This is a genomic window from Gordonia paraffinivorans NBRC 108238, from assembly GCF_000344155.1.
GTDB lineage: Bacteria > Actinomycetota > Actinomycetes > Mycobacteriales > Mycobacteriaceae > Gordonia > Gordonia paraffinivorans.
This window is the reverse complement of record NZ_BAOQ01000054.1, coordinates 1-26,147: the sequence shown is the minus strand read 5'-3', so window position 1 is coordinate 26,147 and position 26,147 is coordinate 1. Positions and strand designations below refer to the sequence as shown.

Genomic DNA, 26,147 nt, shown 5'->3' with positions numbered 1-26,147 from the left:
CCCCTTAAGAAGGCGGCAGCCAATCACATCCATGTCGCACTCTCCAGTCCGTGCATCGAACTCTGGTTCTTCCTTCACTACGAGAATCAAACAGCATTCCTTCACCGTCACGACGCCCAGGCTAAGTCAAAGAAATGTATGGGGTGCGATAAGCATCTAAGCCAGGATGCTTTGACGTTCTTGCTTGACAGCTATGAATCCGCCGCAAATAGAGCAAGGGCCCTAGCACGGAAGCACGTTGGTGACATGTCCCCCGTTCCTTGGAATCCGTATAGCAATATGTGGGAACTAATCGAGACAATACGCAGAGGCAGGGGCATCGATAACACCGGAAGACCTTTCAATGAATCTAGCTAGCCATACCGGTGACAGATTGACTCGCAACGCATACGGTGTACGGGAGGCCCCTGTTCGGCGGACCACGTAGTAGCTCTACGCCCGAGGGCACCCTCCTAGGGCTTCGATGGCAGCGATTGGAGTCGAACGATCTTGCCGTTGCGGCCAGCACGGGCGCGTGTACCAAGCTGTGATTCCTAAATTTGCTGCACTCGTGATCTCACAGCACCGACCGGTAGCGCGACCCGTTGTCGGACATGGAACCGCTCCACGGCATCACCGCGCGCAGCCCACTAGTTCACGGCTCAACTCCTGATCCGACCGCCAGCGATTCATCGTCGTGGACCTCGGCACGACGCGTGAATGATCACCTGAGAACGGCGCGCACGAAGGCATGCCCACACAATTCGTTGCGGGTCGGTGCGGCACGTTGCCCGCGCGGCCCGATGATTGCTACGACGCCACGTGCGGCTTACGATTCTCCATCCACCGTCGTCGGGGTATTCCCTGTTCCCTGCCATCGACGTGGAACCACGCCCCGGATTGGGGAGCCCGTAGCCGCGGATCACCGCGCCAAGACAGGTGTATATCGCCGCGTAAAGAGCTGAAGGTGTCCTCTGGGCTACGCCGTGATGACTCGAACGATCACTCGCCCCTGCCACGCCCCAGCTGCAGTACCGGAGGCCCAGCTTTTAGCGGTCGGCCAGGACACGATGCAGTGTGCGCGGCCCAGGCACGCTACCACAGTTGTCGACGATGCGTCGGGCCCGCACCAGTCGGCTCCTCGGAGTCAGATTTGCTAGCGTGAACCACCCAGGGTTTTCCGATGCCATCGCAGCGCTGCGTGGCCGCGGAAGACTTCCGCTGCCTGAGTCACCAACCAGGCGATTCGCCGCATTCGCTCGATCAACGCAGCCGGGTATTTACCTAGCACGGTGGCAATTTGGCGTACGTGGACCTCGTCGGACGCCCTGGTGGCGTATGGGGACTGAGCAGCGATGGCAATACTCAAGATCCGTCGCTAGGAGATTCATGATTCCACACCGCGCCCAGCGCGAACCCCGGCCATGAACCCGCGAGTCTCAGCGGGCGGCGCCGAGCGCCTTGTCCCACACGTCGGCACCGCGCATCTCACCCGGGCCGACCATGTCGGCGAAGACGATGGTCCCCTCGCGGTTCACCAGGAAGGTGCCGCGATTGGCGTAGCCGCGTTCCTCGTTGAACACCCCGTAGGCCCGGGCGACCTCCCCGTGCGGCCAGAAGTCCGACAGCAGCGGGAACAGGAACCCCTGAGCCGACGCCCACACCTTGTGCGTGGGCGACGGCCCGACGGAGATCGTCACGGTGGTGACGTCGTCGTTGAAGAACTGCGGCTGCTGGTCGCGGATGTAGCCCAGCTCGCCCTGGCAGGTGCCGGTGAAGGCGAGCGGGTAGAACACCACGAGCACGTTGTGATCGGCGCGCAGCGACGACAGGGAAACGAGCTGGTTGTTCTGGTCCCGCAACTCGAAGTCAGGGGCGCGGTCGCCGACCTTCAGCGGGCCTGCGGGCACGGCATCGCTCATGCCTTCTTGCCCGCGCGCGCCTTGGGCTGCACGAGTCGTGCCGCCGACCAGTCTCCGAGGCTGATCGCCGAGGTCTGGGTCAGACCGGCGGTCGGGGCGGCCTCGGCGATCTCGCTCGGGTCGACATATCCGGGGCGGCCGGTCTTCGGCGAGAGAACCCAGATGTAACCGTCCTCGGCGAGCGGGCCGATGGCGTCCATCAGCGCGTCCACGAGGTCCCCGTCCCCGTCGCGCCACCAGAGGACGACCACGTCGATGACGTCGTCGGCGTCCTCGTCGAGCATCTCGCCGTCGATCGCGTCCTCGATGTCAGCCCGGAGGTCGTCGTCGGTGTCCTCATCCCAGCCGAGTTCCTGCACGACCAATCCGGCCTTCAGGCCCAGTTTCTGGGCATTGCTGCCGGTACCGTCTGTGGCGGCTACCACCGCGCGTGACCTCCTGAGGGTGATGGGACGTTGGGTTCGTCGCCGGTTGGTGCGTCGTCGTGTCCGTCACCGGACGCCAACTCGCCTGTCAGCATAGGCAACAGCCTAAAGCCTCACATTACGAGGCGACCCACGTCAGGGATTTCGGGCGTTTCCCCGCCCCGAATCCGCGCTGCGATCGACGCACCCGCGGCGGCTCAGCGCCCCGCGGTCGTCGGCACGGGCGCGCTCGTGCCCGGGGGCCGGTTCGGCGCCTGCGACCGCGGTGTGGCCGACGAGGCGGCCGGCAACGGCGTGTAGGCGGCGCACGCCTCGAGCAGTCGCTGCTTGTCGCGCGTCCACTGCCCGGCCACCGGGTTGAGTTCGGCGCGCTGCTGCCTGCGGATCGCGTTCTCCAGCCGCGCGGTCGTCTCCAGGAAGGTGCGCGCCGGTGTGGCGACATCGCGCGGCGCGGTCTCGGTGATCTTCGGCCGGATCTGGTCTGCGCCGGCGATCAGGCTCGCGCGCGCCTTCTCGTCGAGATCCCCCACCGCCGGATACGAGTGAGTGGCGTTGAGGCGGTCGACGAAGGCGTTGTACCCGTGCACCATCACGACCATCGACGACATCGATTCCCGGCACAGTTCGACGCCCTCGGCGCGGACGGCCGCAGCGGCCGAGGCCGACAACTCCGAGCGGTAGGCGGCCACCTCTCCCGGCGCCGGCGAGCCGGAACCGGAGACCGTGGACGAACACGCCGCCAGCACCATCCCCCCGAATGCGATGCCGATCGTCACGCGCGTGCGAGCCCCCCGATATCCCCCTCGGCCGGGCGCGACCTCCCATGTGCCCAGCATGATCCCCCCTACTCGTCAGTAGCCCCGAGCGGACGCCGCGACAGGCGTCGCGGTCGGGTCAGCTTACAGAGATGTACCCGGTGCCAACAGAACTCACATGGGGCACGATGTGGAGTGACACCGCACGACAAAGGAGTGGCGGTGTCGTACACCATGCAGCCGGACCACCACCCCGGGTCCGGCCTGTCAGAGGGAGTAGGCATAACCGTGACCGACCAGATGGACCGTGCGCCGCAGGACACCATTCCCAGCGAACACGCCGGCTCCGCCACCTCGTTCCCCCGCGCCACGACGAGCGGACAGCGCGTCCGCGTCATCCGCGAGGGCGTCGCGTCGTATCTACCCGACATCGACCCCGAGGAGACCACCGAATGGCTGGACTCCTTCGACGCCCTCCTCGAGAACGCCGGCCCGGGTCGCGCGCGCTATCTGCTGCTGCGGATGCTCGAGCGCGCCGCCGAGAAACGAGTGTCGATCCCCGCGCTCACATCGACCGACTACGTCAACACCATCCCCACCGAGGCCGAGCCGTGGTTCCCCGGTGACGAGGAGGTCGAGCGGCGCTTCCGTCAGATGATCCGGTGGAACGCCGCGATCATGGTCCACCGTGCACAGCGGCCGGGAGTCGGTGTGGGCGGCCACATCTCGACCTACGCCTCGTCGGCGTCGCTGTACGAGGTGGGCTTCAACCACTTCTTCCGCGGCAAGAACCATTCCGGCGGCGGCGACCACATCTTCATCCAGGGCCACGCGTCCCCCGGCATCTACGCCCGGGCCTTCCTCGAGGGCCGCATCGACGAGGCCCGGCTCGACGGCTTCCGCCAGGAACGCAGCCACGCCGGCATGGGCGGCGGCCTGCCGTCGTACCCGCACCCGCGCCTGATGCCCGACTTCTGGGAGTTCCCCACCGTCTCGATGGGCCTCGGCCCGATGAACGCGATCTACCAGGCGCGCTTCAACCACTACCTGCACGACCGCGGCATCAAGGACACCTCCGACCAGCACGTCTGGGCCTTCCTCGGCGACGGCGAGATGGACGAGCCGGAGTCGCGCGCGTTCGCCAGCTTCGCCGCGACCGAGGGCCTCGACAACCTCACCTTCGTCGTCAACTGCAACCTGCAGCGTCTCGACGGGCCGGTCCGCGGCAACGGCAAGATCATCCAGGAGCTGGAGTCGTTCTTCCGCGGTGCCGGCTGGAACGTCATCAAGGTGATCTGGGGTCGCGAGTGGGATGCGTTGTTCCACGCCGACCGCGACGGCGCCCTGGTGAACCTGATGAACACCACGCCCGACGGCGACTTCCAGACCTACAAGGCCAACGACGGCGCCTTCGTCCGCGAGCACTTCTTCAATCGCGACCCGCGCACCAAGGAACTCGTCAAGAACCTCACCGACGAGGAGATCTGGAACCTCAAGCGCGGCGGTCACGACTACCGCAAGATCTACGCCGCCTACGCCGCCGCGATGGCCCACAAGGGACAGCCGACGGTCATCCTCGCGCACACGATCAAGGGCTACACGCTCGGCAAGCACTTCGAGGGACGCAACGCGACCCACCAGATGAAGAAGCTGACCCTCGAGGACCTCAAGGCCTTCCGCGACAGCACCCGCATCCCCATCAGCGACGCGGAACTCGAGAAGGACCCGTACCTGCCGCCGTACTACCACCCCGGCAAGGACGCCCCGGAGATCGAGTACATGCTCGACCGCCGCAAGACGCTCGGCGGCTTCCTGCCGAGCCGGCGCACCGCCACCACCAAGGTGTTGCGGCCGGACACCTCCTCGGCGATCAAGACCACCGCGAAGGGATCGGGCAAGCAGCAGGTCGCGACCACCATGGCACTGGTGCGCATCTTCAAGGATCTGTTGCGCGACAAGGAGATCGGCAAGCGGATCGTGCCGATCATCCCCGACGAGGCCCGCACCTTCGGCATGGACTCGTGGTTCCCGACGCTGAAAATCTACAACCGCAACGGACAGCTGTACACGTCGGTCGACGCCGATCTGATGCTCGCCTACAAGGAGGCCGTCGACGGCCAGATCCTGCACGAGGGCATCAACGAGGCGGGTTCGGCGGCGAGCTTCGCCGCGGTCGGCACCTCGTACTCGACGCACGACGAGCCGATGATCCCGCTGTACATCTTCTATTCGATGTTCGGCTTCCAGCGCACCGGCGACAGCTTCTGGGCCGCCGCCGACCAGATGGCCCGCGGTTTCGTCGTCGGCGCCACCGCCGGACGCACCACGCTCACCGGTGAGGGCCTGCAGCACGCCGACGGCCATTCCCCGTTGCTCGCGGCCACCAATCCGGCGGTCGTCGCCTACGACCCGGCGTTCGCCTACGAGCTCGCCCACATCGTCGACGACGGTCTGCGACGGATGTACGGAGAGGATCCGGAGGACGTCTTCTACTACCTCACCGTCTACAACGAGCCCTACCATCAGCCGCCGATGCCGGAAGGCCTCGACCCGAAGGGCATCGTCAAGGGCGGCTACCTGTACAAGGCCGCGCCGGAGGGCACGCAGTTCCCGGCGAACATCCTGGTCTCGGGTGTGACGATGCCCGACGCGCTGCGCGCACAGGAGCTCCTGGCGCAGGAGTGGAACGTGGGCGCGAACGTCTACTCGATCACCTCGTGGAGCGAGCTCGCCCGCGACGGCATCCGCGCCGACCGGGCGGCCGTCCGCGATCCGGGCGGCGCCTCGTCCACGCCGTACCTGACCGAGCTCCTCGCCGATGCAGCCGGACCGTTCGTCGGCGTCAGCGACTACATGCGCGGGGTCCAGGAACAGATCCGCGCCTACCTGCCCGGCACGTACCTGACCCTGGGCACCGACGGGTTCGGCTTCTCCGACACCCGCCCGGCCGCCCGCCGGTTCTTCAACGTCGACGCCGAGTCGATCGTCGTCGCGGTGCTGCTCACGCTCGCCCGCGACGGTCACATCGACCTGTCGGTGGCCGACCAGGCGGCCAAGAAGTACCGGGTCGACGACGTCGCGGCGGCCCCGGAACAGACCAGCGATCCCGGCGTGGCCTGATCGATCACGCCGCGTCGGACACGACGGGGACTAGATTGAGATCGTGTCCGACGCGCGCGTGAATCAGCCCAAGACCCCACCGGCTGACGTGTTCGGTGAGCGGGGGGCGCGTGTCCCGGCCCCCGCCACCGTGCACGACGCGCTGCCCGACACCCTGCTCCGGCGGGTCAAGCAGTACAGCGGGCGCCTGGCCACCGAGGCGGTCCACTCCATGCAGGAGCAGCTGCCGTACTTCGGGGATCTCGACGCCGCGCAGCGCGCCAGCGTGCAACTGGTCGTGCAGACCGCGGTGGTGAACTTCGTCGAGTGGATCCAGGACCCCGAGGGCAACGTCAAGTTCACCGTCCAGGCGTTCCAGGTGGTCCCGCAGGACCTGGCGCGACGGATCTCGCTGCTGCAGACGGTGGAGATGGTCCGCGTGGCGATGGAGTTCTTCGAGAAGTGGCTGCCGCTGCTCGCCCGCAACGACGAGCAGCTACGGGCGCTCACCGAGGCGGTCCTGCGCTACGGCCGCGAGATCGGGTTCGCCGCGGCGGCGATCTACGCGTCGGCCGCCGAGTCCCGCGGCGCCTGGGACTCCCGGCTCGAGGCGCTGGTCGTCGACGCCGTGGTCCGTGGCGACACCGGACCACAGCTGCTGTCCCGCGCCGCGGCGCTGAACTGGGATTCCGACGCGCCGGCCACCGTCTTCGTCGGCACCCCGCCGCCCGAACAGAACGTCTCGGTGCCGCTGGCCATCCACAACACCGCCCGCCAGTACGACCGGTCGGCGCTGTCGGTGGTCCAGGGCTCGTTGCTGGTCGCGATCGTCAGCGGCCCGATCCGCCCCACGGAAGCCTTCATCGCCGCACTCCTCGAGCACTTCGCCGAGGGACCGGTCGTCATCGGCCCGACGATGCCGAACCTCGGGAGCGCACATACGAGCGCCGCCGAGGCCATGGCCGCGATCGAGGCGGTGGCGGGCTGGCCGAACGCGCCGCGCCCGGTCCACAGCCTCGAACTGTTACCCGAACGGGCACTCAACGGAGACGAATCCGCGATGGCCGCGCTGGTCGAATCGCTCGTCGTGCCGCTCTCGGAGGGAGGCCCCACCCTCACCACGACCATCGAGGCGTATCTGGACTCGGGCGGCTCGGTCGAGTCCTGCGCCCGCGTTCTGTACATCCATCCAAATACCGTCCGCTACAGACTGAAGAAAATTGCGGAAATCACAGGCCGGGATCCGACGAACCCACGCGACGCCTACGTTCTGCGGATCGCCATGACGGTTGGGCGTTTGACACACTTACGGCACAAAACGCCAACTTCTGCAACATGAGTCACACCCGCCACATGTCCGATTCGTTGTTTTGCCTGATAGACGGCGCGATGACACGGTTCTGTAACGAATCTCGGACCGATTACGAAGGGGGTGCCAGTACGGTCTTTTTTGTGGGAACCCTACAAAAGGGCCTCTGAAGGTTCATGGTTCTCTACACCCACATCGGAGGCCGAAACGGTGTTCTCTGGTCACGTGCTTTCGTTGCTTGCTCCCGGCCAGGGATCCCAGACACCCGGAATGCTGACGCCGTGGCTCGATCTGCCCGGTGCCCGTGACCAGATCGCGACGTGGTCCAAGCTCACCCAGCTGGACCTCGAACGCCTTGGCACCACGGCCACCGCGGAGGAGATCACCGACACCGCCGTCACGCAGCCGCTGGTCGTCGTCTCCGCCCTGCTCGCCTTCGACGAGGTCCGCAAGCGAAACGGCGATCTGCCCGCGGACGCGGTCGTCGCCGGTCATTCGGTCGGCGAGCTCGCCGCCGCGGCGATCACCGGCGTCATCTCGGCCGACGAGGCCGTCACCCTCGCCGCGATCCGCGGCGCGGAGATGGCCAAGGCCTGCGCGATCGAACCCACCACGATGGCCGCGGTCCTCGGCGGCGACGAGGCAGCGGTGCTCGCGCGTCTGGAAGAGCTCGATCTCGTCCCGGCCAACCGCAACGCCGTCGGCCAGATCGTCGCGGCCGGTGCCGTCGACAAGATCGACGAGCTCATCGCGAACCCGCCGGAGAAGGCACGCATCCGCAAGCTCGCGGTCGCCGGCGCGTTCCACACGCACTTCATGGCCCCGGCCCAGGACGCCGTCGCCGCGGCCGCCGCGAAGATCACCCCGGCAGACCCGGACCGCACGCTGTTGTCGAACTCCGACGGCCTGCCCGTCACGGACGGCGCCGATGCACTGACCAAGCTGGTGGGCCAGGTGACCAAGCCGGTCCGCTGGGATCTGTGCTCGGCGTACCTGCGCGAACACGGCGCCACCGCCGTGGTGGAGCTGCCCCCGGCGGGGACCCTCGTCGGAATCGCCAAGCGCGAGCTCAAGGGCACCCCGTCGCTGGCCCTCAAGGAGCCCGGCGACATCGAGAAGATCAACGAACTTGGATAGCGGTCGCGGATAGGTCCGCGACCCCCGGAACACCAGCCGTCTCGCGCGCCGGTGTGTCCAAGCGCGCGGCCGCTCTCGGTCCGCTGCGCTCCGGAAATTCTCATCATTCGGAAAACGAAAGGGAACCACACAGTGGCTGCCACCCAGGAACAACTCATTGCCGGCATCGCGGAGATCATCGAGGAAGTCACCGGCATCGAGCCGTCCGAGGTGACCCTCGAGAAGTCGTTCGTCGACGACCTGGACATCGACTCGCTGTCGATGGTCGAGATCGCCGTCCAGACCGAGGACAAGTACGGCGTGAAGATCCCGGACGAGGATCTGGCCGGCCTGCGCACCGTCGGTGACGCCGTCGCCTACATCCAGAAGCTCGAGGCCGAGAACCCCGAGGCTGCTGCAGCCATCAAGGCCCAGGTCGAGGCAGACCAGAACTGATGAGCTCCCCCTCCCTCCGCGATTACTCGACGCTGGGTGGGAACTTCCCGAGCGTGGTCGTCACCTCGATGGTGGCGACCACCTCGCTCGGCGAGGATCTCGACTCGACGTGGAAGAACCTGCTTGCGGGTGAGTCGGGCATCCGCGAGCTGACCGACGACTTCATCACGAAGTACAACCTGCCGGTGCGCATCGGCGGTCGCCTGGTCCAGGACCCGGCCACCGAGGTCAGTCGAGTCGAGGCACGCCGCATGGCCTACGTCGAGCGCATCGCTCATGTCATGAGCAAGCGCCTGTGGGCCCAGGCCGGTGAACCGGAGGTCGACAAGGACCGTCTGGCCGTGGTCATCGGCACCGGCCAGGGTGGCGCCGACGCGATGGTCGACGCCGTCCAGGCCATGGAGACCACCGGCAACTACCGCAAGGTCTCGCCGCTCGCCGTCTCGATGGCCATGCCCAACGGGCCCGCCGCGGTCGTCGGCCTCAACGTCGGTGCACGCGCCGGCGTCATCACCCCGGTCTCGGCCTGCTCGTCGGGCGCCGAGGCGATCGCCCACGCGTGGCGCCACATCGTCATGGGTGACGCCGACATGGTCGTCACCGGTGGCGTCGAGGGCCACATCGACGCCGTGCCGATCGCCGCGTTCTCGATGATGCGCGCGATGAGCACCCGCAACGACGACCCGAAGGCCGCCTCGCGTCCGTTCGACAAGGACCGCGACGGCTTCGTCTTCGGCGAGGGCTCGGCCATGATGATCCTCGAGCGCGAGGAGCATGCCCGGGCACGCGGTGCGCACATCCACGCACGTCTGCTGGGCGCCGGCATCACCTCGGACGGCTTCCACCTGGTGGCACCGGATCCGAGCGGCCAGGGCAACGCCCGCGCCATGACCCGTGCCCTGCAGACCGCCGGTCTGCAGAAGTCCGACATCACCCACATCAACGCACATGCGACGTCGACCCCGATCGGCGACACGGCAGAGGCGGCCGGCATCATCGCCGCCATCGGTCAGCATGCCGCGGTGTACGCGCCGAAGTCCGCTCTCGGACACTCGATCGGTGCGGTGGGTGCGCTCGAGTCGGTCCTCACGGTCAAGAGCGTCGAGGAAGGCGTCATCCCGCCGACCCTGAACCTGGAGAACCAGGATCCGGAGTGCGACATCGATGTGGTCCACGGCGAACCCCGCTTCGGCCAGATCGACTACGCGATCAACAACTCGTTCGGCTTCGGTGGGCACAACGTGGCGCTCGCCTTCGGCCGCTACTGAGATCGGGTACGGCTCGCCCGTTCCCGTCAGTACGTCCGAGACGCAACACGTTCCGACACCCAGGAGACCGCTGATGACGACATTGGCCCCCATCGCCGACACCGACGAAGCCGTCGATCCCCGCGACCCCTTGTTGCGGCTGACGAACTTCTTCGACGAAGGCACCATGTCGTTGCTGCATCCGCGCGACAAGTCCAGTGTCCAGGCCGCTGTCGGCCTGGTCAACGGCGTGCGGACGGTCTGCTACTGCACCGATGGCACCGTGATGGGCGGTGCCATGGGTGTCGTCGGGTGTGCGCACATCGTCAACGCCATCGACACCGCGATCACCGAGCAGGCGCCGGTGGTCGGCATCTGGCATTCGGGCGGCGCCCGTCTCGCCGAGGGTGTCGAGGCGTTGCACGCCGTGGGCCTGGTCTTCGAGGCGATGGTCCGGGCCTCCGGATACGTCCCGCAGATCTCGGTGGTCGTCGGCTTCGCGGCCGGCGGCGCCGCCTACGGCCCGGCCCTCACCGACGTCGTCATCATGGCGCCGGAGGGTCGCGTCTTCGTCACCGGACCGGACGTCGTCCGCAGCGTGACCGGCGAGGACGTGGACATGGAGTCGCTCGGCGGACCCGCCACCCACGGCAAGAAGTCCGGTGTCTGCCACATCGTGGCCGACTCCGAGGCCGACGCCTACTGGCGCGCACGCCGACTCGTGTCGACGTTCACCCAGCAGGGGCACTTCAACCACGAGCTCGCCGCGGCCGGTGACACCGACCTCAAGGCGCTGCTCCCCGAGTCGCCGCGACGTGCCTACGACGTGCACCCCGTCGTCGAGGGGCTCCTCGACACCGCCCTCGCGGCCGACGGCGAGACCGAGGTCTCGAGTTTCGAAGAGCTGCAGAAGAAGTGGGCCCCGAACATCGTCATCGGGTTCGGCCGCCTGTCCGGTCGCAGCGTCGGCGTCATCGCCAACAACCCGCTGCGCATGGGCGGCTGCCTCAACTCCGAGAGCGCCGAGAAGGCCTCTCGATTCGTGCGTCTCTGCGACGCGTTCGGCATCCCGCTGATCGTCATCACCGACGTCCCCGGCTACCTGCCCGGCGTCGCCCAGGAGTGGAATGGCGTCGTGCGACGCGGCGCCTACATCGCGATGAACTCGCGTGCACTCGGCGCGACCGCGGTCTTCGCCTGGCCCGGCTCCGAGGTCGCCGTCATGGGCGCCAAGGCGGCAGTCGGCATCCTGCACAAGAAGGCCCTCGCCGCGGCCCCCGACGACGAGCGGGAGGCGCTGCACGAGCGTCTCGCCGCCGAGCACGAGGCCATCGCCGGCGGTGTCGGCCGCGCCCAGTCGATCGGCGTCGTCGACGAGGTCATCGATCCGGCCCGCACCCGCAGCATCATCGCCGAGGCGCTCGCCGCCGCACCCGCGCGACGCGGCCGTCACAAGAACATCCCGCTCTGATTTCCTGACGCGACTCACGAAGAGCGCCACCGGTGTACACCGGTGGCGTTCTTCGTAACCAGATGGTGCCCGACCCGCAGGTCAGAACTGCGTCCACAGGGTCAGCGGACGCTTGTGTGTCTTGTTGAACGACACCCACACCCGGCCGTTCGGGTGAGCGGCCGCCTCGTTGACCATCCCCTGCGCCATGGACCGCGCCACATATCCCTTGCCGGGAACGTAGAACTTCTCGAACCGCGAATCGGCGTCGGGTTTGACGTAGTAGTACGGAATCAACTCGGGCGTATCGAGGATGGAGGTCACCCCACTCGCGGCGATCTGCTTGGTCTCGGCCGGCGTGAACCCGACGAACACCCTTGTCGAAGTCTCTCTGACCTCGGCTGCCGAGGCATCGGCGGCCCCAGCGAACACCAGTCCGGTCGCGGCAACTGCTGCAGCCACCGATGCCATCACACGCTTCTTCATTGCTGATCCCCCCCGATCCGATTGAACGTCGATTCAACATAGCAAAGTTAACGTGTTCGATGACAATCCGAGATGACGGTCACAGACCGACCCGTCCTAACAGTGCGGACGCCAAACGGCATCAGGCCGGGTCCGCAGGATCTGCGGCCCCGGCCTGTCGCCATCTACGTCTTCTGTGTTCCGGCGGTCAGCCCACGCGCTGTTGCAACCAGGTGACCTCGGCGCCGGCCCCGCCCATGCGGTAGGGCTCGAGCGCCTCGTCCCAGGCGGTGCCCAGTGCGGCTTCGAGTTCGCTTGCCAGACCGGCGCTGTCGGGCTGCGCCTCGATCATCGCGCGGAGCTGGTTCTCGGCGACGATCACGTCTCCGTTGGCGCTGGTCGAGCCGCGCCAGAGCCCGAGACCGGGAACGTAGCTGAACCGCTCCCCGTCGACTCCCTCGCTCGGGTTCTCGGTCACCTCGAATCGAAGTGCCGACCACTCGCGCAGAGCGGTCACCAGGCGCGCAGCGGTACCGACCGGTCCTGCCCAGTCGACAGTCGCACGCTGCATACCCGGCTCGGCTTCCTGTGCCGACCATTTCAGGTTCGCGCGCGCATTCAGGGTCGACGACAGGGCCCACTCCACGTGCGGGCACAGCGCCACCGGCGCCGAGTGGATGTACACCACTCCCGTTGTCATGTCCGCAAACTGGTTCAGATTGCGCACCTCTTCACCTCCGTTGTCGACGAGGAACGTCTTCCCCAACACACCTCGCGACTCCGGATATCACACTCGTGGGATTTATTGTGCCCCATGAGACACGTGTTGCGCTAGTTTCTTCTGCGAGACAGGTTCATTTCTGTGACGAGAGTCCACTGACGACGACGTCGTTGAACTCGCTCCACAGGGGCTTGGCCCACGGGCCGAAAGGCCGGTCGGTGAGCACCACGCACGACGCCTCGAGTTCGGGATCGACCCAGAGGAAGGTCCCGGCCTGGCCGAAGTGCCCGAACGTGCGCGGCGAGTTCGATGCGCCGGTCCAGTGCGGCGCCTTGTGCGACCGGATCTCGAAGCCGAGCCCCCAGTCGTTGGGCTTGTGCTTGCCGTAGCCCGGGACGAACCCGTCGAGCCCCGGGAACTGCACCCTCGTGGCGTTCGCCAGCGTCTCCGGCGCGAGGAGTCGCGGCGCCAACAGCTCCGAGGCGAACCGTGCGAGGTCGGCGACGCTCGACCGCGCGCCGTGACCGGCCGGCCCCCACAGGACCGTCGACGTCATGCCGAGCGGCGCACACACCGCCTCGGCGAGGTAATCGGCGAACGCTATCCCGGTCGCCTCTTCGACGGTCTCGGCGATGATCTCGAAACCCGCGCTGGAGTAGATGCGCCTCTCCCCCACGCCGGCCTCGACCTCGCGCTTGTCGAAGGCGAGGCCCGAGGCGTGCGCCAGGAGATGTGCGACGGTGGCCCCGGGAGGCCCCGCCGGGTCGTCGAGGGTGATCGCCTCCTCCTCGACGGCCACCAGAACCGCTTCTGCGACGAGGAGTTTGGTGACCGACGCGAGTTCGTAGACGCGAACGGGGTCGCCGAATCCCTCGGCGACCCCGTCGCGGGTGATGATCGCCGCCGACACGTGGTCGACGGGCCATTCCGTCAGAGAATCCAGGACCGACACATCGGTCACGTTACCCGGGGGCCACGTTCTCGACCGATGCGCGGCCGACGATCACCAGTCTTCTTCGGTGTAGCGGATCACGCCGCGGATGTTGCGGCCGTCGAGCATGTCCTGGTAGCCCTCGTTGATCTGCTCGAGGCGGTACTGGCGGGTGATCATGTCCTCGATGTTCAGCTTGCCGGCCCGGTACATCGACAGCAGCAGCGGGATGTCGAGCTTGGGGTTGGCGCCGCCGAAGATGGAGCCCTGCAGGTTCTTCTGCAGCAGCGTCAGCATCGCCAGGTTGAGGGTCACCTCGCTGTCGAGCATGTTGCCCATGCCGGTCAGCACGCAGGTGCCGGCCTTTGCGGTGATGCCCATCCAGGTGTCGACGTCCTTGCCGTGCACCTCGCCGACGGTGACGATCACCTTGTGGCACATGTGGCCGTAGGTCACCTCGGCGATCTTCATCGCCGCCTCCTCCACCGAGGCGAAGGCCGCGGTGGCGCCGAACTTCAGCGCCTGCTCACGCTTCCACGGCACCGGGTCGATGGCGAAGACGTTACGGGCGCCGGAGATCACGGCACCCTGCAGCGCCGCGGTGCCCACACCGCCGACGCCGACGATGGCGACGTCCTCGCCCGGCCGCACGTCGCCGCTGCGCACCGACGACCCGTAACCGGTGGGGACGCCACAGCCGCACAGCGCGGCGACCTCGAACGGGATGTCCTTGTCGATCTTCACCACCGACGCCTCGTGGACGACCATGTACGGGGCGAAGGTGCCGAGGAGGGTCATCGGGTAGACGTTCTCGCCCGCCGCGGTGTGGATGCGGAAGGTGTTGTCCGACACGGCCTCGCCCTGCAGGAGCATGGCACCGAAGTCGCACAGGTTGGCCAGGCCCGACTTACACGACGGGCACTTGCCACAGGACGGGATGAACGACAGGACGACGTGGTCGCCGACCTCGAAATCGGTGACGCCCTCGCCGACCTGCTCGATGACGCCGGCACCCTCGTGCCCGCCGAGGATCGGGAAGCCTGCCATCGGGATGCCGCCGGTCACCAGGTGGTGATCGGAGTGGCACATGCCGGCGGCTTCCATCCGGATCTTGACCTCGTGCGCCTTCGGGTCGCCGATCTCGATCTCCTCGATGACCCACGGCGTGTTGTTCTCGCGCAGCAGCGCGCCCTTTGTCTTCACTGCTCTCCTCCGTTCGCCCCGTGAACGTCTCGTCCCGGGAGTCTTCGCCGCGACGTCGCGTCGCGTGTGACTGTAGTCACTCAATCACAAAATTGAAACGTGTTCTAGTCCGTAGTCCCGGCGTGATCGTGCCCCGGAAAACACCCCGACCTGGGCACGCGCGGACACGCACCAGGCCGGGGCATGTGAGCCTGTCGACGCGGGCCGAAGCCCCCGTGAGATGCCCGCGATCAGTCGGCCAGACCGGCGTCCTTGCTGCCGAACTGGGCGCGCAGCTTGGGCTTGACGACCTTGCCGCCGGCGTTGCGCGGCAGCTCGTCGACGATGACCAGGTCCTTGGGGTGCTTGTAGCGGGCCAGGTTCTCGTTGAGGTACGGCTCGAGCTCTTCGAGGGTGAGGTCCTCGACGCCCGGGGCCAGGACGACCACCGCGACCGGCACCTCGCCCCACTTCGGGTCGGCACGGCCGATGATCGCGGCCTCGGCGATCTTCTCGTGGCCGAACAGCGCATTCTCGACCTCGGCGCAGTAGATGTTCTCGCCGCCCGAGATGATCATGTCCTTCGCACGGTCGACGACGTAGAGGAAGCCCTCCTCGTCCTGCCGGACCAGGTCGCCGGAGTGGAACCAGCCACCGGCGAACGCATCCGCGGTGCCCTGGGGGTTCTGCCAGTAGCCCTTCATCATCGTCGGGCCGCGGTAGACGATCTCGCCGACCTCGCCGGGCTGCACGTCGTTGCCCTCGGGGTCGACGACGCGGGCGGTGACGGCCGGGACGACCTTGCCGATGGAGCCCAGCTTGCGCAGTGCGTCCTTGCCGTCGAGGGAGCAGGTGATCGGCGACATCTCGGTCTGGCCGAAGACGGCGACGTTCAGCGCATCCGGGAAGGCCTCGTTCATCGCCTTCAGCACGGTGTCCGACGCGGGGGCGGCACCCCAGCTGATGACGCGCAGCTTCAGGTCACGCGGGCGCGCCTTCTGTGCGGCACACACGGCCTGCCACTGGGCGGGCACCAGGAAGATCGAGGTGGTGCCCTCCTCCTCGAGGGAGTCGAGCAGGGCGTCGGGATCGAAGGCGCCGAGCGGATGGATCACCGACAGCGCCCCCATGTAGGACATCGGCGCCAGCGCGCCGAAACCGGCGATGTGGAACAGCGGCGCCACGAACGAGGTGATGTCGTCGGGTCGGGTCTGCAGGACGTAGAAGCAGGTGACCGCCTGCGCCTGCATGTTGGTGTGGGTGAGCATGGCGCCCTTGGGCTTTCCGGTGGTGCCCGAGGTGTACATGATCAGCGCGACGGTGTCCTCGGGGACGTCGATCTCCGGCAGATCCGAGGAGTCCTCGGCGACCAGGTCCTCGTAGGCGAGGTGATTCTCGTTCTGCGTCTCGCCGATGACGATGATGTGCTCGAGCGCGCCCGTCTGCGCGGCGACGGCGTCCACGAGCGGGGCGAGCATGGTCTCGGTGACGACGACCTTGGCGCCGGAGTCCTGCACGAGGAATGCGACCTCGGCCGGGCTCATGCGGAAGTTGACCGGCACCGCGATCGCGCCGATCAGGTTGGCACCCAGGACCGCCTCGACGTACTCGCTGCGGTTGAGCAGGACGACCAGGACCCGGTCGCCGAACTTGACGCCTCGACGGCTCAGGGCGGCCGCGAATCCGCGGATGCGCTCGTCGAGTTCCTTCCAGGTGGTCAGCTTGCCCATGAACTTCAGGGCCGGGCCGTCCGGGTTCATGAAGGCATGGCGCTTGATCTGGTTGTTCCAGTGGTTACGACGCGAACGCAGCGGCTCGGTGGTGAGATCGCTGGTGATGTCGACGGTCGCAGTCATACGATCGCTCCTTGGTGTCAGTCGTGACGAAGGTCGGGACGGAAACGTTCTGAGGGGAAGCACTTCTCGGCTGTGCGCCGACGCGCCGGGATCACCCGGCGGAGCTCACTTCTTGGCGCCGGCGAAGGCGGCGATGGCCGCCTGGAACTCGGGCGACTGCAGCAGTTCTGTCTGGCCCTCGAGCTCGCGTTCGATCGCGGCCTCGAACCCGGACATCGTGTGGGCGTCGAGGGCCGACTTCGTCAGCCGCAGCGCCGCGCGGCTCTTCCCGGCCAGCTTGCCCGCGACCGTGTCGACGGCGGCGTCGAGGGCGGCGCGATCGTCGTAGACGCCGTTGATCAGTCCGGCCGAGAGCGCCTCCGGCGCCCGCAGCTTCTCGCCGAGCAGGGCCAGTTCGTTGGCGCGGACACGACCCATCGCCGTGGCGAACAGCATGGACGCCCCGCCGTCGGGCATGAGTCCGATGTTGACGAACGCGAGCAGGAAGTACGAGCGCTCGGTGGCATAGATCAGGTCGGCGGCGAGTGCGAGCGAGGCGCCGATGCCGGCGGCCGGCCCGTCGACCGAGGCGATGACCGGGACGGGAGCCGAGCGGACGGCGCGGGCGAGTTCCGAACCGGCGGAGATGATCCCGCGGGCCTGGCCGGCGTCGAGACCGGATGCGCCGTTCGCGGTGGACTGCCGGTTGATCGAGACCACGTCGGCGCCGGCGCTGAAGCTGCCGCCCTCGCCGTCGAGGACGATCACGCGGACGTCGTCGCGCTGCGACCATTCCTCCATCGCGGCCTTGATGCCGTAGTTCGCCTCGGTGTCGAGGGCGTTCATCTTCTCGGGGCGGCAGATGGTGAGCCGCGCGACCCCGCGGTCGTCGACCGAGGTCCGGATTGCGCCCTGGCTGATCTGGTCGTCGCTCACTGCTCTCCCCACTCGAGACGTGCCGATTGACACAACTTGCCATTTCTGTGCCAGACCTAGACTACTACCACAGTGCGATATAGATCACGAGAATCTTCGTTAACTTAGTCCGGTCACACATCCCGACGTGCTGGGCTTTCCGGCGTCGTCGGCGAAAAGTGCGTCGTGAACGTCGTATCCGTCTAGGCTGAGGCGCCATGACCGCACGCCCCGGGACGTCTGACCAGGTGGCGCCGGGTCCGGCGCCGGCCACCCCGCGGCGCCGCCGGCCCGCCGACCGTCGGCGCCTCATCGTCGACGCCGCGGCCAAGGCGTTCAGCGACGGCGGCTATCACGCGGTCCGACTCGAGGACATCGCCGACGCGGTGGGCATCTCCGCCCCCGCGCTGTATCGGCACTTCCCCAACAAGTACGCGCTCTTCGCCGAGACGACCGCCGTCCTGGCCGCGTCGTTGCGCGCTGCGCTCGATGCCGTGCCGGAAGGCGGAGACGGCGAGCTCCGCACCCTGCTCGAGGCGATGACCCTCGCCTCGTTCGAGAACCGGCGCACGGGCGGTCTCTACCGCTGGGAGTCCCGCTACCTCGAGCCGGAGGACCGGGCGATCGTCCTCGACGTGGTGGTCCATCAGCACCGCCGGGTACGCGCCGCGGCGCGGCGCCTGCGCCCCGACCTCGGCGAGGTGGACGCGAACCTCGTCGTCGCGGCGATGACGAGTGTCGCGGCCAGCCCGACGACCCACCGCGCCTCCCTGCCCGCGCGCGAGGTGACGACGCTGATCCCCGACGCCGCGATCGACCTGCTCGACGCCGCGCTGCCCGAACCCGCGGCGCCGAGGGAGCCGGCCGGGCACGGTCTCGTGCCGTCGGCCAAGCGGGAGGCCATCCTCACCGAGGCGGTGATCCTGTTCGCCGACAGGGGGTTTCGGGATGTCACCATCGAGGACATCGCCCATGCCGCAGATCTCCCGGCGTCGGGCGTCTACCGGCACTTCCCCAGCAAGGTCGCGATCCTCGAGGCCGCGTTCCGGCGTGCCACCGACCGGGTGACCACCGCGACCTCCGACGCGCTCGCGTCGTCGACGACCCCGCGTGAGGCCATCATGGCCATGGTTCACCGCTACGTGCAGTTGAGTTGCAGCTCAACCGAACTGATCAGCGTCTACGAGACCGAGATCGGACACGTGACGCCCGGGGCGCGTGCGGAGCTCCGCGGCCAGCAACGGATCACCGTCGAGGAGTGGGCGACGTGGGTCGGCCGGGAACGTCGGGACCTTCCCCTGACCCATGCACGCTTCCTGGTCCACGCCGCGCTGAACGTCGTGACCGACCTGTCGCGGCTGAAACCGCAACCGGCACCGGAGCGCATCGAGGCGTTGTCGACGCGAATCCTGCTGGGCGACAACTCCTGAACCCGCACCGACCCGCGGGCCGCAGCGAGACCAACCGGACGAGGCGTGCGAGATCCCGTGTCCTCCGAGGTCACACGACCTCGAAGTCACTCAGGAGCCACCGGCCGTTCTGCTCTTCGAGTGTGACCCTGACGCGGGTCTGGTACCCGACGCCCTCTGGGAACTGCTGCGCGGTGTCCGGGGACCTCAGGGTCTGATCCAGCGTCACCAGGACGACGGCCTTGTCGCCGTCGACGGACATCAGCCCCGCGTTCTCGGCCTTCGCCGACGACACCGCCTTCGCCTCGGCCGAGCCGCGGCGCGCGTCCTGAGAGGCCTCGACGTAGGACTTGGTGAACTCCGGGGTCGAGATCTCCCGGATGCGGCGATCGAGGTCGGAGTAGTCGGCCGAGTCGTAGGTCGACAGTTCGGCGGCGTACTTGCGCGCGGTGTCGAGGATCTCCGAGTCGACGGAGGTGACCGCGGCGTCGGCGCGACGGTCCGCGTCGACGTAGGCGAGGGCCAGGACTGCCGTCGACGCGGCCAGGAGCGCGACGGCGGCGACGAGGGCGATGACCGCCCAGGGCTTCGCGCCCAACCGCGTCGCCCAGCCCGTCCACCGGGAGCCGCGCTCGCGCCGGGCGTCATCCGGGTCGATCTTGCGCGGCGTCCGGTCGTCGCCGGCGGCGGTCTCGCGGGGCTCGTCACCGGTGTCGGTCCGCCTGGTCTTGGCGGCCTTCGCCTCGGCCTCGGCCCGGAGCTTCTCCCGGGCGGCACGGTTGGCCTGCAGGAACTCGTCCCGCTCGAGCGGGGTCACGTCGTCCTCGACGGCGGGCGGCGCCGCGTCGGCGTCGGAGGCGTCAGAGGTGGAACGGGACTTCGACATGGGTTCAATGTAGCGATGCGCCCGACGGCGCCGTGACCCCCGTCACGGCAGCGGCACCCGGTCGCTCGCCGGTCAGAGGCTGCCGAGGTCGAGTGACAGCCATTGCCTGGGCTCGAGGTACACCTTTGTCTGGGGCCCGTGGTCGCGCTCGGCCATCTCGAGGTAGGGCTCCACCGCCTCGGCGGGCAGGTAGCGGGAGGCCATGGTTCGCAGGTCTTCTCGCGTACCGGCCGTCATGTCCACGGCGTCGCCGGAGACGGAGACGTACATGATCTTCGGGCTGACCGAGTCGACCATGAGGGTGAATCGCCCCGCGGCCCGGATCAGATTCAGCTTGCGGGACTCGGTGCCCGTGAGCAGCCAGGGCCGCCCGCCGGGCGTGTAGTGGTACCAGATCGGGACGGTCAACGGCGCGCGGCCGGGTCCGGCCTCCACCGACAGCGCCGCGACGTGAGGTTCGGACAGAAACGCTTCTCGTTCGCTCTTGCTGAGTGCCATCTTCCGACGGTAAGCCCGGGCACCGACGGCGTGGGGAGCTTCAGCGGTTCCTACTTCCAGGGTTCGAGCACCTCGGTGGCGCGTTCGGCGAGCACCGCCTGCCAGAACGGACCGAAACTCACCCGTGCCACGCCGCATTCGGCGAGCGCGGCCTTGTCGTGCTGCGTCGGATGCGCGACCGCGTTGATCGGCAGCGGCAGGCCGTCGGCAAGACGCCTGTGGGTCGCGGTGTCGTGGAGCCCCACCGGGTAGAGCACGTCGGCCCCGGCATCGGCGCACAGGGTCAGCCGGGCGATGGCACGCTCGACGCGGTCGGCCTCGTCGCCGACCTGCTTCAGGAACAGGTCGGTGCGCGCGTTGACGACGACGTGGACGTCGGTGGCGTCCGACGCGGCGCGCAGCGCTCCGACGAGATCGGCATGCTCCTGCGGCTCGCGGAGCCGGCCGCCCTCGCTGTGGACGGTGTCCTCGATGTTCAGGCCGACGGCACCGGCGTCGAGCAGGCCCTCGATGAGGCGTCGCGGGTCCTCGCCGTAACCGGATTCGATGTCGACGGAGACCGGGACGTCGACCGTCGCGGTGATCTGCGCGACGCGGGCGGTCAGTTCGTCGAAGGTGATGCCCTCGTTGTCGGGTTTGCCGATCGAGTCCGACACCGGGTGGCTGCCGACGGTGAGAGCGGGGAACCCGGCGGACACCGCCAGATTCGCCGACCACGCGTCCCACACCGTCGGCAAGATCACCGGATCTCCGGGCCTGTGCAGTTCGAGCAGTGTCGCGGCCTTGGCGGCGAGTTCGGTCATATCCCTACAACTACGCCGTCCGACCGCCGGTTTCCGGGAGTTGGCCGAACAGGCCCGGCGGCAATCACTTCCGCCAGAAGAGATGGTGGGTGACCCCGCTGGGACTCGGGATCACCTCGTGCTCGAAGCGGTCGTCCAGTTCATCGGGCGACTCCCACAGCCCCAGTCCGGTGCCGTAGGTGACAGGTGCGACCGCGATGTGCAGGGTGTCGAGGAGGCCGGCGTCGAGGAACTGCCGCACCGTGCTCACTCCCCCGCCGATGCGTACGTCCTTGCCGCCGGCCGCGGCCTTCGCCATCTCCGCGGCCTCCGCCAGTGTGGCGTCGATGAAATGGAACGTGGTGTCTGCCAGCGTGAACGACGGTCGCAGGTGATGCGTGAGCACGAAGACCGGCGTGTGGAAGGGCGGTTCGTCGCCCCACCACCCCTTCCATTCGTGGTCGGCCCACGGGCCCCGCTGGTGACCGAACTTGTTGCGGCCCATGATCTCCGCACCGATGTTGTGCGAGAAGTCACGGGTGAAGTAATTGTCGAGTCCGCGGGTCCCGCCGGGATCGGTGCGGTTGGGCCAGTCGGCGGTGGCACCCGCCCAGGACATCAGCTCCCACGGATCGACCACATCCCCGAACGGCCGCTCGAAGGTCTGATTCTCACCGGCACCGATCCCGTCCTGCGAGACTGCGAAGTTCTGCACCCTGAGTAGCTGCGGCATGGCTCTCCGTCCTCGTTGTCACCCACTACACCAGGACAGACCGCACGCCGCGGCGAAAGTCATCGGTGCGGCGTCCGATCAGGCCAGCGCAGCCTTCACGACGTCGGCGAAGGGGGTCGACGACCGCCCGATCAACTTCTGCAGGTCGCCGGACTCGGTGTCGAGCTCTCCGCGCGCGATGCCGGCGTCGGAACCGGCGAGCACCGCCGCGAACTGTTCGGGCACCCCGTTGTCGGCGAGCACCTTCGCATACTCGGCCTCGGGCAAGTTCTTGTACTCGACGGTCTTGCCGGCGACCTCGCCGATGATCCGCGCGAGGTCGGCGTAGGTGAGACGCTCGTCGCCGCCGAGTTCGTAGACCCTGCCGCCCTGGCCCTCCTCCGAGGTCAGGACCGCCGCGGCCGCCGCGGCGTAGTCGGCGCGCGCCGCACCGGCGACCCTGCCGTCGCCGGCCGCGCCGATCAGGGTGCCCGTCGCCGCCGCCTGGCCGATCGCCTGGGCGTAGTTCTCCCAGTACCAGCCGTTGCGCAGGAACACCGCGGGGATCGGCGAGGAGGCCAGCCGCTGCTCGGTGGCGAGATGCTCGGGCGCGAGGCCGATTCCACTGGTGTCCGCCTTCAGGAGGCTCGCGTACGCGATGAGCTTCACGCCGTCCGCCTCGGCGGCCTCGATCACGTTGGTGTGCTGGGGAACCCGGCGTCCGACCTCCGACCCGGAGATCAGCAGCAGCTTGTCGACCCCCTCGAATGCGGTGCGCAGCGCGGTGGGGTCCTCGTAGGCGGCGACGCGGACCTGCACGCCCTTGGCCGCGAGATCGGCCGCCTTCGCCTCGTCGCGCACCACCGCCACGATGTCGCCGGGCGCGACACCCCGTTCGAGCAGTTCCCCGATCACCAGGCCGCCGAGCTGCCCCGTCGCACCAGTCACCGCAATCGTCATCTTCAGATCTCCGTTCTCGTCGACGCTGACTTCCCCACCAGTATGCACTTACTTTTCGTAAGTGCAACACATTCGATTAGCGAGGTTGCTAATCTCGAGGAATGCCCGACAGCAGTGACCAGTCCCTCGAAGCGGACGTCTTCGCCCGCGACTGCTCCTCGCGGACGACGCTGCAGAACGTCACCGGCCGGTGGGGCAGCCTCGTTCTGATCGCGTTGGGCGAGAGCAACTATCGGTTCGGCGAGCTCCGACGCCGCGTCGACGGCGTGAGTGAGCGCATGCTGTCGCAGACCCTGCAGAACCTCGAGCGCGACGGCATGCTCGTGCGCACCGTCCACGAGGTGATCCCCCCGAAGGTCGAATACCACCTCACCCCACTCGGCCGGCAGGTCGCCAACCAGTTGCAGGGGCTCATCGATCTGGTGCAGCACAACATGCCGGCAGTACGTGAAGCGCAGGCGGAGTACGACGCGCGACAGGGGGAACGAGCCTGATCCGAGCGCAAACCCACCCGCAGGCGGCGAGGCGGGTGGCGGAATGCGGAAAGGTGATGGATACACGCGGTGATGCAGAAGAGCCCGCCTCCTGCTCTCGCAGGGGACGGGCTCTGTTCTGCTCCCCCAACTGGACTCGAACCAGTAAACCGGGTCTTTTCGATTGTGGTGGTTGACCAGCGGGTTGTTGGTTTTACCTGCGGTCACGCCTGACAGTACACGTGAATCACGCGGAAGTCCACGGAACATTGTGTAGATTCATCTGGCACGGTTCTGGCACGAAGGGCTGCACATGGCGAGGGGTAGGCGAGGGTTCGGCAACATCCGCAAGCTGCCGAGCGGGCGGTATCAGGCGCGCTACACCGGCCCGGACGGCGCCGAGCACAAGGCCCCGACGACGTTCGCGGCACGGATAGATGCTGAGGCGTTCCTCACTGACCGGCGCCGGGAGATCGACCGTGGACTGTGGAACCCGCACAGCGCGGACACCACCGAAACCCCCATGTTCGGGCCGTTCGCGGATGAGTGGCTGCGGACTCGCCTGGTCCGCGGCCGGCCGTTGAAGATCCGCACCCGAGACCACTACCGCAAACTCTTAGACCTGTACATCCTGCCGACGTTCGGCGCGATGCACCTCGACGAGATCACACCGGCTGCGGTCCGGAAGTGGCATGCTGACCTGCTTCCCGATGCGCCAACAATGCGGGCGCACAGCTACAGCCTGCTGCGAACGATCATGTCGAGCGCCTACAGCGCGGAACTTATCGAGTCCAATCCCTGTCGCGTGGAAGGCGCCGGCACGTCGCGACGGCGGTCACGGACAGTGCCTGCGACCGTTGAGGAGCTCGCGACAATCGTCGACGCGATGCCGCCTCAATATCAATTCCTCACGCTGCTCGCCGGGTGGTGCGCACTTCGATTCGGTGAGCTCGCTGAACTTCGACGACGTGATGTCACGCTCGAGTACGAGGTGGACGGCACGGGACGTCGCCGCCTTGTCGGTGGGTTCGTATCGGTGTCTCGAGGTGCCGTGTGGGACGCCAGCAGGAAGGCTTACGTTCAACAAGACTCCGCTAAGAGTGAGGCCGGGACTCGCGATGTTCACATCCCGCCGCATGTGCTGGGGGCCGCTGAACGGCACCTGACCGAGTTCACCGGCCCGACGGCTGATGCGCTGTTGTTCCCTGCGCCAGAGGGTGGGTACCTCACGCCGACGGCTCTGTATAGGCATTTCTATCCTGCACGTGAAGCGGCCGGGCGTAAGGATCTGCGGTTCCATGATCTACGCCATACGGGGGCCGTCTTGGCTGCCGCGACTGGTGCCACGCTCGCGGAATTGCAACAGCGGCTGGGGCATTCGACGGTGTCGGCGGCGATGCGTTACCAGCACGCGGCGAAGGGACGGGACCGAAAAATCGCCGAGGGACTGTCCCGATTGGTTGATCGCGACACGCCGACGCGCGGCGAATGACGCGGAAGATTTGCGGGTACAGTCCGATTCAGCGGAGCATACTTCCGCTAGACAATCGAACACAGCCAGCTAGACGGTCTTGACTCGCGCGATGCCTGTTGTATGACTGTTTAACGACGTTGTGGCCGGGCCGCGATGGCCCACCGTCTTCGAGCGACTCGGGGAACGTCGAGCCGAATCACCAGAAGGATTGGTGATGAATGCTCGTGTTCCCCGTTTTCGTTTCTTCGGGAGACCAACACAATGTCACGACCCGCCACACCGCGTCGCTGGGCATCACTCCAGGAAGTCGCCGAGTATCTCGGCGTCACCGATCGCACAATCCGCCAGATGATCGCGGACGGCCGCCTTCGCGGTTACCGCAACGGGCGCAAACTGATTCGCATCGACCTCAACGAGGTGGACGCCGCGATGCGTCCGATGGGCGGTGCGCGATGAGGCACACCGACTACTCGCATTTCGACGCCCTCGAAGATCTTGGCCTGTCCGACCACCAGTCCGACGCGATCGGGGGTGATGTCTGATGGCCTCGACAAAAGCCGCCGCCCCCGGACGACAGGCCGAGGGCGGACGAGAGAACACAGCAGCCGAGCACGTTCTCAACCCCGAGTATATCGACCTTGAGCAGTACCTCGACGCCGCCGACAGGCTGATGTTGGCCGCGGTTCGTAGTGGTGGGCGTTTCGTGCTTGCTGTGCGCTGCCTGGTCTGCGGAAAACCATTGACGAGCAGGCGGTCCCGCGCACTCGGGGTGGGTCCCGGCTGCCGCCGTAAGGGCGGTGATCGTCGATGACACTCAGCTATACCGAGGCCCTGGACCTGCGGTACCGACTCGCGGGCATCGAGCTCCCCGAGACCGTCGACCGCGCGCAACTGAACGCTCTGCTGACCGCGGGTGTCCGCGCCGTCCTCGAGCAGGAGCTCGACGCCCTCGAGGACCGTCGACGGGCCCCGAAGGACGCCGCGCTCGCCATCTCGCAAGCCTGTGACTGGAAAGCGGTGGCGAAGCGTGTCCGAGACCGCGACGAGGCGATCAAGTCCGGCAAGTACATCGAGCGGGTGAGCGCATGAGCGACGCCAACGAACGAACCCTGCTCGACGGAATCGTCAGCGCTGCAGGTTGCGTCC

Annotated in this window: 27 protein-coding genes; 13 read left to right on the top strand and 14 right to left on the bottom strand. The window is 67.4% G+C overall.

Translation table 11 applies throughout. From position 1 onward, the window contains the following. Positions 1–357, top strand: a 357-nt coding sequence (locus GP2_RS22480; protein ID WP_006902398.1) for an RloB family protein, incomplete at its 5' end; no start/stop codon positions are given. A 1,061-nt stretch (positions 358–1,418) separates the two neighbouring features. Here the strand turns inward: GP2_RS22480 and GP2_RS19800 are convergent. The 3 genes from GP2_RS19800 to GP2_RS19790 form a co-directional block, all read right to left on the bottom strand. Further along, positions 1,419–1,901, bottom strand: a complete 483-nt coding sequence (locus GP2_RS19800; RefSeq protein WP_006902395.1) for a peroxiredoxin — start codon at positions 1,899–1,901, stop codon at positions 1,419–1,421. Beyond that, positions 1,898–2,326, bottom strand: a complete 429-nt coding sequence (locus GP2_RS19795) for a DUF3052 domain-containing protein (protein ID WP_006902394.1) — start codon at positions 2,324–2,326, stop codon at positions 1,898–1,900. Before GP2_RS19795 ends, GP2_RS19800 begins: the two co-directional genes overlap by 4 nt. A gap of 197 nt (positions 2,327–2,523) precedes the next feature. Next, on the bottom strand, positions 2,524–3,162 hold the full coding sequence (locus tag GP2_RS19790; protein ID WP_006902392.1) for an Rv2240c family protein: 639 nt from the start codon (positions 3,160–3,162) through the stop codon (positions 2,524–2,526). A gap of 153 nt (positions 3,163–3,315) precedes the next feature. On the opposite strand from GP2_RS19790, the gene aceE reads away from it, so the two are divergent. The 6 genes from aceE to GP2_RS19760 all read left to right on the top strand — a co-directional run bounded on the left by aceE (position 3,316) and on the right by GP2_RS19760 (position 11,779). Beyond that, positions 3,316–6,201, top strand: coding sequence for a pyruvate dehydrogenase (acetyl-transferring), homodimeric type (gene aceE / locus GP2_RS19785; RefSeq protein WP_040527557.1), 2,886 nt, complete (start codon positions 3,316–3,318; stop codon positions 6,199–6,201). Positions 6,202–6,244: 43 nt separating this feature from the next. Beyond that, on the top strand, positions 6,245–7,519 hold the full coding sequence (locus GP2_RS19780; protein WP_006902389.1) for a PucR family transcriptional regulator: 1,275 nt from the start codon (positions 6,245–6,247) through the stop codon (positions 7,517–7,519). A gap of 195 nt (positions 7,520–7,714) precedes the next feature. Continuing rightward, a complete protein-coding gene (locus GP2_RS19775; protein ID WP_040527555.1) occupies positions 7,715–8,626 on the top strand; it encodes an ACP S-malonyltransferase in 912 nt (303 codons plus the stop codon). Positions 8,627–8,758: 132 nt separating this feature from the next. Next, positions 8,759–9,061, top strand: coding sequence for a meromycolate extension acyl carrier protein AcpM (gene acpM / locus GP2_RS19770; protein WP_006902387.1), 303 nt, complete (start codon positions 8,759–8,761; stop codon positions 9,059–9,061). After that, entirely contained in the window at positions 9,061–10,329 is a 1,269-nt protein-coding gene (locus GP2_RS19765; protein ID WP_006902386.1) for a KasA/KasB family beta-ketoacyl-ACP synthase, read from the top strand. The genes acpM and GP2_RS19765 overlap by 1 nt, the downstream gene beginning before the upstream one ends. Positions 10,330–10,402: 73 nt before the next feature. Beyond that, complete coding sequence (locus GP2_RS19760) at positions 10,403–11,779, top strand: acyl-CoA carboxylase subunit beta (protein WP_006902385.1); 1,377 nt, start codon at positions 10,403–10,405, stop codon at positions 11,777–11,779. A gap of 81 nt (positions 11,780–11,860) precedes the next feature. On the opposite strand, the gene GP2_RS19755 is transcribed toward GP2_RS19760, so the two are convergent. The 6 genes from GP2_RS19755 to GP2_RS19730 form a co-directional block, all read right to left on the bottom strand. Beyond that, positions 11,861–12,244, bottom strand: coding sequence for a hypothetical protein (locus GP2_RS19755; RefSeq protein ID WP_040527552.1), 384 nt, complete (start codon positions 12,242–12,244; stop codon positions 11,861–11,863). Positions 12,245–12,431: 187 nt separating this feature from the next. Next, entirely contained in the window at positions 12,432–12,950 is a 519-nt protein-coding gene (locus GP2_RS19750) for a DUF3145 domain-containing protein (RefSeq protein WP_040527556.1), read from the bottom strand. 127 nt (positions 12,951–13,077) lie between these two features. After that, positions 13,078–13,896: a serine hydrolase domain-containing protein gene (locus GP2_RS19745; protein WP_006902381.1), complete on the bottom strand. Its 819-nt coding sequence runs from the start codon at positions 13,894–13,896 to the stop codon at positions 13,078–13,080. 51 nt (positions 13,897–13,947) lie between these two features. Continuing rightward, positions 13,948–15,078, bottom strand: a complete 1,131-nt coding sequence (locus GP2_RS19740; protein WP_006902380.1) for an NDMA-dependent alcohol dehydrogenase — start codon at positions 15,076–15,078, stop codon at positions 13,948–13,950. A gap of 230 nt (positions 15,079–15,308) precedes the next feature. Next, positions 15,309–16,913, bottom strand: a complete 1,605-nt coding sequence (gene fadD5, locus GP2_RS19735) for a fatty-acid--CoA ligase FadD5 (RefSeq protein ID WP_006902378.1) — start codon at positions 16,911–16,913, stop codon at positions 15,309–15,311. A 105-nt stretch (positions 16,914–17,018) separates the two neighbouring features. Next, a complete protein-coding gene (locus GP2_RS19730) occupies positions 17,019–17,828 on the bottom strand; it encodes an enoyl-CoA hydratase-related protein (protein ID WP_006902377.1) in 810 nt (269 codons plus the stop codon). Positions 17,829–18,025: 197 nt separating this feature from the next. Here GP2_RS19730 and GP2_RS19725 point away from each other — a divergent pair, with 197 nt between their 5' ends. Next, complete coding sequence (locus tag GP2_RS19725) at positions 18,026–19,237, top strand: TetR/AcrR family transcriptional regulator (protein WP_006902376.1); 1,212 nt, start codon at positions 18,026–18,028, stop codon at positions 19,235–19,237. A 70-nt stretch (positions 19,238–19,307) separates the two neighbouring features. Here the strand turns inward: GP2_RS19725 and GP2_RS19720 are convergent, their stop codons facing one another. The 5 genes from GP2_RS19720 to GP2_RS19700 all read right to left on the bottom strand — a co-directional run bounded on the left by GP2_RS19720 (position 19,308) and on the right by GP2_RS19700 (position 23,054). Next, positions 19,308–20,102 (bottom strand): Rv1363c family protein, encoded by a 795-nt coding sequence (locus tag GP2_RS19720; protein WP_006902375.1) that lies wholly within the window; start codon positions 20,100–20,102, stop codon positions 19,308–19,310. Between the two features lie 72 nt (positions 20,103–20,174). Further along, on the bottom strand, positions 20,175–20,600 hold the full coding sequence (locus GP2_RS19715; protein ID WP_006902374.1) for a pyridoxamine 5'-phosphate oxidase family protein: 426 nt from the start codon (positions 20,598–20,600) through the stop codon (positions 20,175–20,177). 50 nt (positions 20,601–20,650) lie between these two features. Beyond that, positions 20,651–21,403, bottom strand: coding sequence for an isocitrate lyase/PEP mutase family protein (locus GP2_RS19710; RefSeq protein ID WP_006902373.1), 753 nt, complete (start codon positions 21,401–21,403; stop codon positions 20,651–20,653). Positions 21,404–21,467: 64 nt separating this feature from the next. After that, positions 21,468–22,115, bottom strand: a complete 648-nt coding sequence (locus GP2_RS19705) for a dihydrofolate reductase family protein (RefSeq protein ID WP_006902371.1) — start codon at positions 22,113–22,115, stop codon at positions 21,468–21,470. 78 nt (positions 22,116–22,193) lie between these two features. Beyond that, positions 22,194–23,054: an SDR family oxidoreductase gene (locus tag GP2_RS19700; protein ID WP_006902370.1), complete on the bottom strand. Its 861-nt coding sequence runs from the start codon at positions 23,052–23,054 to the stop codon at positions 22,194–22,196. 101 nt (positions 23,055–23,155) lie between these two features. On the opposite strand from GP2_RS19700, the gene GP2_RS19695 reads away from it, so the two are divergent. The 5 genes from GP2_RS19695 to GP2_RS19680 all read left to right on the top strand — a co-directional run bounded on the left by GP2_RS19695 (position 23,156) and on the right by GP2_RS19680 (position 26,090). Next, entirely contained in the window at positions 23,156–23,548 is a 393-nt protein-coding gene (locus tag GP2_RS19695; protein ID WP_006902369.1) for a winged helix-turn-helix transcriptional regulator, read from the top strand. Between the two features lie 292 nt (positions 23,549–23,840). Beyond that, on the top strand, positions 23,841–25,019 hold the full coding sequence (locus GP2_RS19690) for a tyrosine-type recombinase/integrase (protein WP_006902368.1): 1,179 nt from the start codon (positions 23,841–23,843) through the stop codon (positions 25,017–25,019). Between the two features lie 243 nt (positions 25,020–25,262). Beyond that, positions 25,263–25,457 carry an excisionase family DNA-binding protein gene (locus tag GP2_RS19685; RefSeq protein WP_006902367.1) on the top strand — a complete coding sequence of 65 codons (195 nt, stop codon included), beginning with the start codon at positions 25,263–25,265 and terminating at the stop codon, positions 25,455–25,457. An 85-nt stretch (positions 25,458–25,542) separates the two neighbouring features. After that, on the top strand, positions 25,543–25,812 hold the full coding sequence (locus tag GP2_RS22475) for a DUF6011 domain-containing protein (RefSeq protein ID WP_006902366.1): 270 nt from the start codon (positions 25,543–25,545) through the stop codon (positions 25,810–25,812). Beyond that, the gene (locus tag GP2_RS19680; protein ID WP_006902365.1) at positions 25,809–26,090 is read left to right on the top strand and encodes a DUF2742 domain-containing protein; all 282 of its coding nucleotides are present in this window, start codon (positions 25,809–25,811) and stop codon (positions 26,088–26,090) included. The genes GP2_RS22475 and GP2_RS19680 overlap by 4 nt, the downstream gene beginning before the upstream one ends. The last annotated feature ends 57 nt before the right edge of the window (positions 26,091–26,147 follow it).